General features: G+C 44.6%; 9 protein-coding genes. 6 read left to right on the top strand and 3 right to left on the bottom strand.

The annotated features are described in order from the left end of the window. Nucleotides 1–343: 343 nt before the first annotated feature. Nucleotides 344–1,381, bottom strand: a complete 1,038-nt coding sequence (locus IM456_RS17020; protein WP_287693194.1) for an aspartate-semialdehyde dehydrogenase — start codon at nt 1,379–1,381, stop codon at nt 344–346. 324 nt (nt 1,382–1,705) lie between these two features. On the opposite strand from IM456_RS17020, the gene tig reads away from it, so the two are divergent. The 6 genes from tig to IM456_RS17050 all read left to right on the top strand — a co-directional run bounded on the left by tig (nt 1,706) and on the right by IM456_RS17050 (nt 7,212). Further along, the gene (gene tig / locus IM456_RS17025) at nt 1,706–3,097 is read left to right on the top strand and encodes a trigger factor (protein ID WP_287693195.1); all 1,392 of its coding nucleotides are present in this window, start codon (nt 1,706–1,708) and stop codon (nt 3,095–3,097) included. Nucleotides 3,098–3,517: 420 nt separating this feature from the next. Further along, a complete protein-coding gene (gene clpP, locus IM456_RS17030) occupies nt 3,518–4,219 on the top strand; it encodes an ATP-dependent Clp endopeptidase proteolytic subunit ClpP (protein WP_002736918.1) in 702 nt (233 codons plus the stop codon). Nucleotides 4,220–4,229: 10 nt separating this feature from the next. Continuing rightward, complete coding sequence (gene clpX, locus IM456_RS17035; RefSeq protein ID WP_287170001.1) at nt 4,230–5,564, top strand: ATP-dependent protease ATP-binding subunit ClpX; 1,335 nt, start codon at nt 4,230–4,232, stop codon at nt 5,562–5,564. A gap of 21 nt (nt 5,565–5,585) precedes the next feature. After that, a complete protein-coding gene (locus tag IM456_RS17040; protein WP_002737934.1) occupies nt 5,586–5,792 on the top strand; it encodes a hypothetical protein in 207 nt (68 codons plus the stop codon). Nucleotides 5,793–6,135: 343 nt separating this feature from the next. After that, nucleotides 6,136–6,993 (top strand): alpha/beta fold hydrolase, encoded by an 858-nt coding sequence (locus tag IM456_RS17045; protein WP_287693196.1) that lies wholly within the window; start codon nt 6,136–6,138, stop codon nt 6,991–6,993. Nucleotides 6,994–7,023: 30 nt separating this feature from the next. Further along, nucleotides 7,024–7,212, top strand: a complete 189-nt coding sequence (locus tag IM456_RS17050; protein WP_287712792.1) for a hypothetical protein — start codon at nt 7,024–7,026, stop codon at nt 7,210–7,212. Nucleotides 7,213–7,330: 118 nt separating this feature from the next. Here IM456_RS17050 and IM456_RS17055 read toward each other — a convergent pair whose 3' ends face one another. Together IM456_RS17055 and IM456_RS17060 are read right to left on the bottom strand one after the other, a co-directional pair. Beyond that, nucleotides 7,331–7,564, bottom strand: coding sequence for a hypothetical protein (locus tag IM456_RS17055; protein ID WP_002802363.1), 234 nt, complete (start codon nt 7,562–7,564; stop codon nt 7,331–7,333). A 3-nt stretch (nt 7,565–7,567) separates the two neighbouring features. Beyond that, nucleotides 7,568–7,795 (bottom strand): hypothetical protein, encoded by a 228-nt coding sequence (locus tag IM456_RS17060; protein ID WP_149988398.1) that lies wholly within the window; start codon nt 7,793–7,795, stop codon nt 7,568–7,570. Nucleotides 7,796–8,259 lie beyond the last annotated feature (464 nt).

The following is an 8,259-nucleotide window of genomic DNA, read 5'->3' on the forward strand; positions in this document are numbered from 1 at the left end:
AGTTATCAGTTATCAGTTATCAGTTATCAGTTATCAGTTATCAGTTATCAGTTATCAGTTATCAGTTATCAGTTATCAGTTATCAGTTATCAGTTATCAGTTATCAGTTATCAGCTTCTGAAGGCAAGAGGCAAAAGAAAGAATCTGACAATCCTCCTAAGTAGGGAGGCACAATTAATTATTTGTAGGATGGGTTAGGGTAGGACTATTTAATTGATTATTATTCATTTTTAATCCTCCTGACTACTGACTACTGGCTCCTAACCCCAACAACAATTTTTGATTTTTACCAGAGGTCTAGTTATCATCGCCTTGATCTAGCTGATGGCTGATAGCTTAATTATCAAACTGTTGCTAATTTTGAACCGACGAGATTTTTCTTAACTAAAAGCTCGGCAATTTGTACAGCATTTAAAGCCGCACCCTTGCGAATTTGATCGCCGCATAGCCACAATTCTAGACCGTTAGGATGGGATATATCTTGACGAATGCGTCCCACCAATACTTCATCGCGACCGGTGGCATCAATTGGCATGGGAAAATAATTAGCGTCCCAATCTTCCACTAATTTTACCCCCGGAGCAGACTCAAGAATTTCTCTGGCCTTCACCACAGAAAAAGGCCGACTAAATTCTAGGTTAACCGATTCCGAATGGGCCCGCAGCACGGGAACCCTTACACAGGTGGCGCTAACCCGCAGCCCCGGACAAGCAAAAATCTTGCGGGTTTCGTTGACCATTTTCATTTCTTCCTCGCAGTACCCTTGACCATTAATCGGGGTATTGTGGGGAAAAAGATTAAAAGCGAGGGGATAGGGGAAGGAATTAGTGGGAGGTTGCCGATTATCAAGAATTGCTTGCGCTTGCTGTTTTACCTCCTCCATGGCTCGCGCTCCAGCACCACTAGCAGACTGATAAGTAGAAACTACTACTCGCTCGATCGCCTGTACTTGGTGGAGAGGCCAGATCGCCACTCCTAAAAGAATTGTCGTACAGTTGGGATTAGCGATAATGCCCCGGTGATTGTCCACACTGTCGGGATTGATTTCCGGGACAACCAGAGGCACTTCGGGATTCATGCGAAAAGCACTGGAGTTATCGATAATCGTCGCACCCGACTCGACAATAGTTTTCGCCCAAACTTTTGAGGTAGATCCCCCCGCAGAAGCGAGAACAATATCCACGTCCTGAAAAGAGCGCTCGTTTACCGCTTCGATGAGGAGACTTTCGCCCTGAAAATTGAGGGTTTTTCCAGCAGAACGCTCGGAAGCCAGTAATTTTAGACTAGCGAGAGGGAATTGACGACTAGCTAATAATTCTAGTAATTCCGTTCCCACGGCCCCGGTGGCCCCTAAAATAGCGACCCGTACTTTTTGACTCAAATTGTGTGACCTCCTGACGAGTTGGGTGATGATAATGATCCGAAGAAATCGTTAAAGTAAAAAATCTTTTTTGTCCACCGAGTTATTCTAAAACTTGGATTGATCGGCTTTTGATCAGCAAAATTTTCTGATTGGGCTTAACTGCCCCAAGGACGGAATAAATTAAATATACCCCATTGACCGCTAAAATAAAAAGATTGTGACAGCTTGGGGAACAACTGCAGCTATTCCCCTAGAATATCATGAGCGGGACGGAACCACCGCAGGCGTAAACACCGCTCACCCTATTATAAACGTTCCTTGTCGTAAGAGCTAGAAAAATCAATGAAAGTTATTCAGGAAAAGCTTCCTGCCAGTCAGATAGGTTTAGAAATTGAAATTCCCGCCGAAACCACGAAAAACACCCACGAGAAAGTGGTAAATAATTTAGCGAAGTCGGCCAATATACCCGGTTTTCGCCCCGGTAAGGTTCCCCGTCAGATTCTTCTGCAAAGATTGGGAACTAAGGCAGTAAAAGCGGCGGTAATTGAGGAATTACTGGAAAATTGCCTCGAATCTGCCCTAAAACAGGAGGGGATCGAGTCCCTGGGTAATCCCCAGCTATTGTCTAAGTTTGAGGATTTGATCGCTACCTATGAACCGGGTAAAGCTTTGACTTTTTCAGTTTCCGTGGATGTGACCCCGACAATTATTCTCGGAGATTACGAAAATCTGAGCGTTACTGCCGAAGAAACCGTTTATGATCCCGAATCCGTGGAAAATTGGTTTAAAGAGCGTCAAGAACAGTTAGCGACATTGGTTCCCGTGGAAGATCGCGGGGCGCAGCTGGGAGATGTGGCGATCGTTGATTATCGGGGCAAATCCGCCGAAACTGGCGAGGATATCCCGGATATTGACGGCGAAGATCTGCGGGTGGATATGGAAGCAGGACGCTTTATCGAGGGTATGGTGGAAGGAATTATCGGCATGAAACCGGAAGAAGTCAAAGAGATGACTTTGACTTTCCCGGAAGATTATCCCAAAGAAGATGTGGCAGCAAAAGCGGTAATTTTTACCATTACGATGAAAGAGTTAAAGGCAAAGGAATTACCAGAGCTTGACGACGATTTTGCCCAAGAAGTCAGCGATCAGGAGACAATCGCCGAATTAAGAGCAAGTTTAGAGAAACGTTTCCAAGAACAAGCGGAGAAGGAAACCAAAGAAAGCATTTATGACGCTTTAACCAAGGAATTAGTCAAGGGTGCGACTTTAGATTTACCGGAGACGCTGATCGAAAAGGAAGTGACGCATATTTTGACCCAAAGCTTCATGGAATTTCAACAAATGGGGCTAGATGTCAACCAGTTGTTTACAAAAGATAATATTCCCAAAATGCGGGAAAACACCCGTCCCGATGCGATCGAAAGTCTGAAAGAGACTCTCGTGGTACAGGAATTGGCTAAAGTCGCCAGCATTGAAGTCAGTCCCGAAGCGGTAACGGAAAAAATCGCTAAAATCATGGAGCAATTGTCCGATCGCGACATAGATAAGCAGCGTCTAGAACAGGTGATCACCGAAGAAATGCTGGCGGAAAACACCCTAGCATGGCTGAAGGAAAAGGCTACTATCACCCTCGTCCCCAAAGGTTCCCTAGAGGAAGAAACAAGCGAGGAAGAGGAAACAGAAGAAACCTTCGCATTCACCGAAGTGGAAGTGTTGGCAGCCGAGGAAGAATAACCGTAAGGAGTTATCGGTCGTGTTGGGTGTTGGGGTTTTAGGGTATTGCTTGAATTCCCCCATTCCCCCATCCCCTGATCACTGATAGCTGATCACTGATAGCTGATCACTGATAGCTGATCACTGATAACTGATAACTGATTGGGGTGTTGGGGTGTTGGGGTTTTAGGGTATTGCTTGAATTCCCCCATTCCCCCATCCCCTGATCACTGATAGCTGATCACTGATAGCTGATCACTGATAGCTGATCACTGATAGCTGATCACTGATAACTGATAACTGATGACTGATTCCTGCCAACAAAGGAAAACTTAGGGCATAATAGATGGACAGAAGTGCTAAAGATGCTTAACATTTGCCAGTAAAAGCTCCACAGCCAAGCAAAAACCCTAAGATTGTGATAGCGGAACCGAAAAAATTATGCTCGAATCGAGATCACCTGACTACCCAATTACCAGTAATTGTCGCCCTGCTATCTACGCCAACACGGGGAGAAACTCCCTAGCTAACGTTTTACCCGTGGTAATCGAACAGTCTGGCATGGGTGAACGGGCTTTTGATATCTATTCTCGACTCCTGCGCGAGAGAATTGTCTTTTTGGGAACTCCCGTCGATGATCAGGTCGCTGATTCGATCGTTGCCCAACTCCTCTACTTGGAGGCAGAAGATCCCGAAAAAGATATCCAACTCTATATCAACTCCCCCGGCGGTTCCGTTTATGCTGGACTAGCTATCTACGACACCATGCAACAAATTCGCCCCGACGTGGCGACAATTTGTTTCGGTTTAGCCGCTAGTATGGGAGCATTCCTGCTTTGTGGTGGCGCGGCAGGTAAACGGATGTCCCTACCCAGTAGCCGGATCATGATTCACCAACCCCTCGGCGGCGCCCAAGGTCAAGCTAGTGATATCGCCATCCAAGCCAAAGAGATCCTCTATATTAAACAGAGACTCAATACCATGCTGGCTCACCACACCGGTCAACCCTACGATCGCATCGCCAACGACACCGAACGGGACTTTTTCATGTCGGCCGTCGAAGCCAAAGAATATGGGTTAATCGATCTGGTGATTTCCCGTCCCGAACTGCCCGATCCTACCGTTCCCGTTACTTCCCTGTAAATAATAAACTATGTCTAAATACGACTCCCACCTCAAGTGTTCATTTTGCGGCAAATCCCAGGAACAAGTGCGAAAATTAATCGCCGGGCCGGGGGTCTATATTTGTGACGAGTGTGTGGAACTGTGTAACGAAATTCTCGATGAGGAATTGATGGAACCGCCTAGTCCGGTCGCCCCAGTGGAGGAACGTCCCAACAAACGGCGATCGGGCCAAAACAAAACCACTTGGGAACAAATTCCCAAACCAAGAGAGATTAAAAAATACCTTGATGACTACGTTATCGGTCAAAATGAGGCGAAAAAAGTGCTTTCTGTGGCCGTTTATAACCATTACAAACGCCTCAAAGATATCCAAACCCAAAAAGCCAGTGGCGGCAATCCGGAAGATAGCATCGAACTGCAAAAATCTAATATTCTGTTAATCGGGCCGACGGGATCGGGAAAAACCCTTCTAGCTCAAACTCTGGCCAAAATCCTCGATGTACCTTTTGCTGTCGCCGATGCCACCACTTTAACCGAGGCTGGTTATGTGGGGGAAGATGTGGAAAATATTCTCCTGCGTCTGTTACAAGTGGCAGATTTAGACGTGGAAGAGGCGCAGCGGGGCATTATCTACATCGATGAAATCGATAAAATTGCCCGTAAGAGCGAAAATACCTCGATTACCCGGGATGTGTCCGGAGAAGGTGTACAGCAAGCTTTACTGAAAATGTTAGAGGGAACGATCGCCAATGTTCCCCCCCAAGGCGGCCGCAAACACCCCTATCAGGATTGTATTCAGATTGACACCAGCAATATCCTGTTTATCTGCGGTGGGGCGTTTGTCGGTTTAGATAAGGTGATCGATCAGCGTCTCGGTAAAAAATCCATGGGCTTTATTCAACCGGGAGATGGCCAAGCTAGTAAGGATAAGGTAGCGGCAGGGTTATTAAAACAAATGACTCCCGATGATTTAGTCAAATTTGGCATGATTCCAGAGTTTGTCGGTCGGATTCCCGTCCTAGCGGCGCTTTCACCCCTGGATGAGGAAGCTTTAATCGCTATCCTGACGCAACCCCGCAACGCTTTGGTGAAACAGTATCAAAAACTGTTGAAGATGGACAATGTACAGTTAGAGTTTAAATCTGATGCCGTCCTAGCGATCGCCCAAGAAGCCTATCGTCGCAAAACTGGGGCCCGGGCCCTGCGGGGTATTGTCGAGGAATTAATGCTCGATGTCATGTACGAATTGCCCTCGCGCAAGGACGTGAAACGCTGTTTAATCACCCGCGAAATGGTGGAAAAACGTTCCACGGCAGAGCTATTGGTTCATCCTTCCTCTCTACCCAGTCAAGAATCCGCTTAAGGGGAAAAATCGAGGTTAACCATGCTGAACACCGTTCCTGCGATCGTCAAAGAAGGCCGGATCGAACTCCTCGAATCCGTGCCGATTCCAGAGGGTACTAGAGTTCTAGTCACCCTCATCCCGGAGGAGACAAACTCGGATTTCTGGCAAAAAGTCAGCGAAACTGCACTGGCTAAGATTTGGGATAATCTGGAAGACGACATCTATGAACGATTACTCGAAGCTTGAAATCGTTCTCGTTCGTTATCCTTAAGACAATCGGACGACTATCGGACACAGATGCGCGACGTTGGCAAAACTCTTTACGAGGATGGCTAGGTATCTAAGTAGGTGGGTGGAATTAAATATAAGATGAACGTAGGTTGGGTTGAAGCATGAAACCCAACGCCCGCATGGGTTACGCTACCGCTAACCCATCCTACAAATAATTGTACCTCCCTACTTAAGTAGGTGGGTGGAATTAAATATAAGATGAACGTAGGTTGGGTTGAAGCATGAAACCCAACGCCCGCATGGGTTACGCTACCGCTAACCCATCCTACAAATAATTGTGCCTCCCTACTTAACTATCATGAAAACTCAAATAATCGATAAAACAATCACTGTCCGCGGTGTTCCCCACTATTACGAGTGGATTCGGGGGTCAGAATCTGCCCAGAAAAAGCCGGTTATGGTGTTTATTCATGGTTGGGGAGGATCGGGACGCTATTGGCGATCAACCGCTGCGGCAATTTGCGATCGCTTTGATTGTTTATTGTACGATATGCGCGGTTTTGGTCGGTCTAAATTGCCAGAAAAATCTCTTGATCTTTCCTACGATTTAGAAGAATATGCCCTTGATTTGGCCTTGTTTTTAGATAGTTTGGAAATTGAAAAAGTCTATCTCAATAGTCACTCTATGGGGGCATCGGTGGCGACTTTTTTTATTACTATGTACCCCGAAAGAGTGGTGAAAGCAGTTTTAACCTGTAATGGCATTTTTGAGTATAATAAAGCGGCTTTTGCTGCTTTCCATAAATTCGGTAAGTATGTGGTACAGTTTCGTTATGATTGGTTTTTAAAAGTACCTTTTGCCGATCGATTATTTATGGCGAGATTTTTGCATCGATCGATCCCAAAATCAGAAAGAATTGCTTTTTTAGAAGATTTTTTAGGGGCAGATTATGAGGCAGCCCTAGGCACAATTTATACATCTGTGAGTAAAAAAGCAGTGGAAATTATGCCTGGTAAATTTGCTGAGATTAAGGTACCAACTCTTTTAGTATCAGGGGAAAAAGATATTATTATCCCTGCCAAAATGGGCAAAATGGCGGCGGATTTGAATAATAATATCCAGTATGTGGAAATGGCTAATACTGCTCACTTTCCCATGTTAGAAGATGTCCCTACTTATCTACAAAAATTGCAAGATTTTTTAGAAATTAATTAGGGTTTGCTAGGGGAAATGAGTTTCTATGATGTGACTGACAAGTATATTGAAGTTCTTAAACCAATTGTGACTTCTAAGGGAGTGCATTTGATTTTAGTGGAGGAGATACTTCAGCCAGAGTTAAATGATCAGTTGCGTTTTCAAATTGGGTCAGAGTTGTTTGGCGAGTGGCTTAAGGACAAGGTTGGAGTAGCTCAACTCATCAATAAAAGTAAATAGAAGCTATTTTCAGCAGATTTTTTATCCGAAAATAGCTTCCTATTTAGAGACAGAAACATCAGGTTTACCTAGGTAAATCCTAGTCTTTTGTCTCAAAATAGAATTTACACTGTAAATTCTATGCTAAAATTTTCTTTACACCCCATGCAATGGCACCCGATATAGCGGCCCCAACTGCCACACCTCCTGCGAAACACCAAGCACTACTAGCAAGTGTAGGTGAAACTCCACCATTGATTCTCTGGTATTCAGATTCATGTACTTCATCTAAAAAGCTTTCAGAATCAAGGAATAAATCATATCCAGCAGGACACTCTAAGTTGTCAATCCTGATTTTTTGCATAATACTCATCCTTTATTTTGAGAGCGTCCAAGCAATAGCACCAACTGCGACGATACCAACAACCACTCCACAAGCAAAAGTGGTCACCACAACTGTCTTTATCGATGGCGTCGTTGGTGTTGTGGCTCCACCAGAAACACTGTAAAGCTCGTTATCATTTAGATAATCTAAAAAGCTTTCAGAATCAAAGAGTAAATCCGCACCAGCAGGGCGTAACTCAGAAATAGTAATATTAGCCATTTTTGTTTCCTCTTTGGAAAAGGGAGATGATTTGAGTTTGAGGTAATCAGAGTTATTATCTACCTCTTTTTTGAAGACTAACTCAATGTCTCATACTTCTCCAACAATGACAATAGGTTAAGCAACTTTAAAATTAATATAAATGACACAATTATGTCTCAATTTTACCGACTAAACACCGTAACTTCATGTAGATTATGACCGCAAACGCCCATAATCTCGTATCAACGAGGTTGGTTTTTCAAGACATAAATAACCCAATTATGTCTTTTTTATATCTCTCTGCCCAGGGTTCGGGTGGTGGCAGAGCAAAAAAATAGCCCCTTGACATCCTCACCGCCGTAAACGGACGGTGATTCCCAAACCTCACGATTTAGGTTTCTGCTTCTTTCCCGAAGGATTTTTCGCACCTGCCTTAACAGATTTACTCTGTTCTGGTCTTATGGTCGCTCTACAGACTGACA

It is taken from the genome of Microcystis sp. M079S1, assembly GCF_020246425.1.
Taxonomy (GTDB): Bacteria; Cyanobacteriota; Cyanobacteriia; order Cyanobacteriales; family Microcystaceae; genus Microcystis; species Microcystis aeruginosa.

Excerpts from the sequence above, each read along its gene's own strand:
- tig (WP_287693195.1), top strand. The coding sequence starts at position 1,706 with ATGAAAGTTATTCAGGAAAAGCTTCCTGCCAGTCAGATAGGTTTAGAA.
- clpP (WP_002736918.1), top strand. The coding sequence starts at position 3,518 with ATGCTCGAATCGAGATCACCTGACTACCCAATTACCAGTAATTGTCGC.
- clpX (WP_287170001.1), top strand. The coding sequence starts at position 4,230 with ATGTCTAAATACGACTCCCACCTCAAGTGTTCATTTTGCGGCAAATCC.
- IM456_RS17040 (WP_002737934.1), top strand. The coding sequence starts at position 5,586 with ATGCTGAACACCGTTCCTGCGATCGTCAAAGAAGGCCGGATCGAACTC.
- IM456_RS17045 (WP_287693196.1), top strand. The coding sequence starts at position 6,136 with ATGAAAACTCAAATAATCGATAAAACAATCACTGTCCGCGGTGTTCCC.
- IM456_RS17055 (WP_002802363.1), bottom strand. The coding sequence starts at position 7,564 with ATGAGTATTATGCAAAAAATCAGGATTGACAACTTAGAGTGTCCTGCT.
- IM456_RS17060 (WP_149988398.1), bottom strand. The coding sequence starts at position 7,795 with ATGGCTAATATTACTATTTCTGAGTTACGCCCTGCTGGTGCGGATTTA.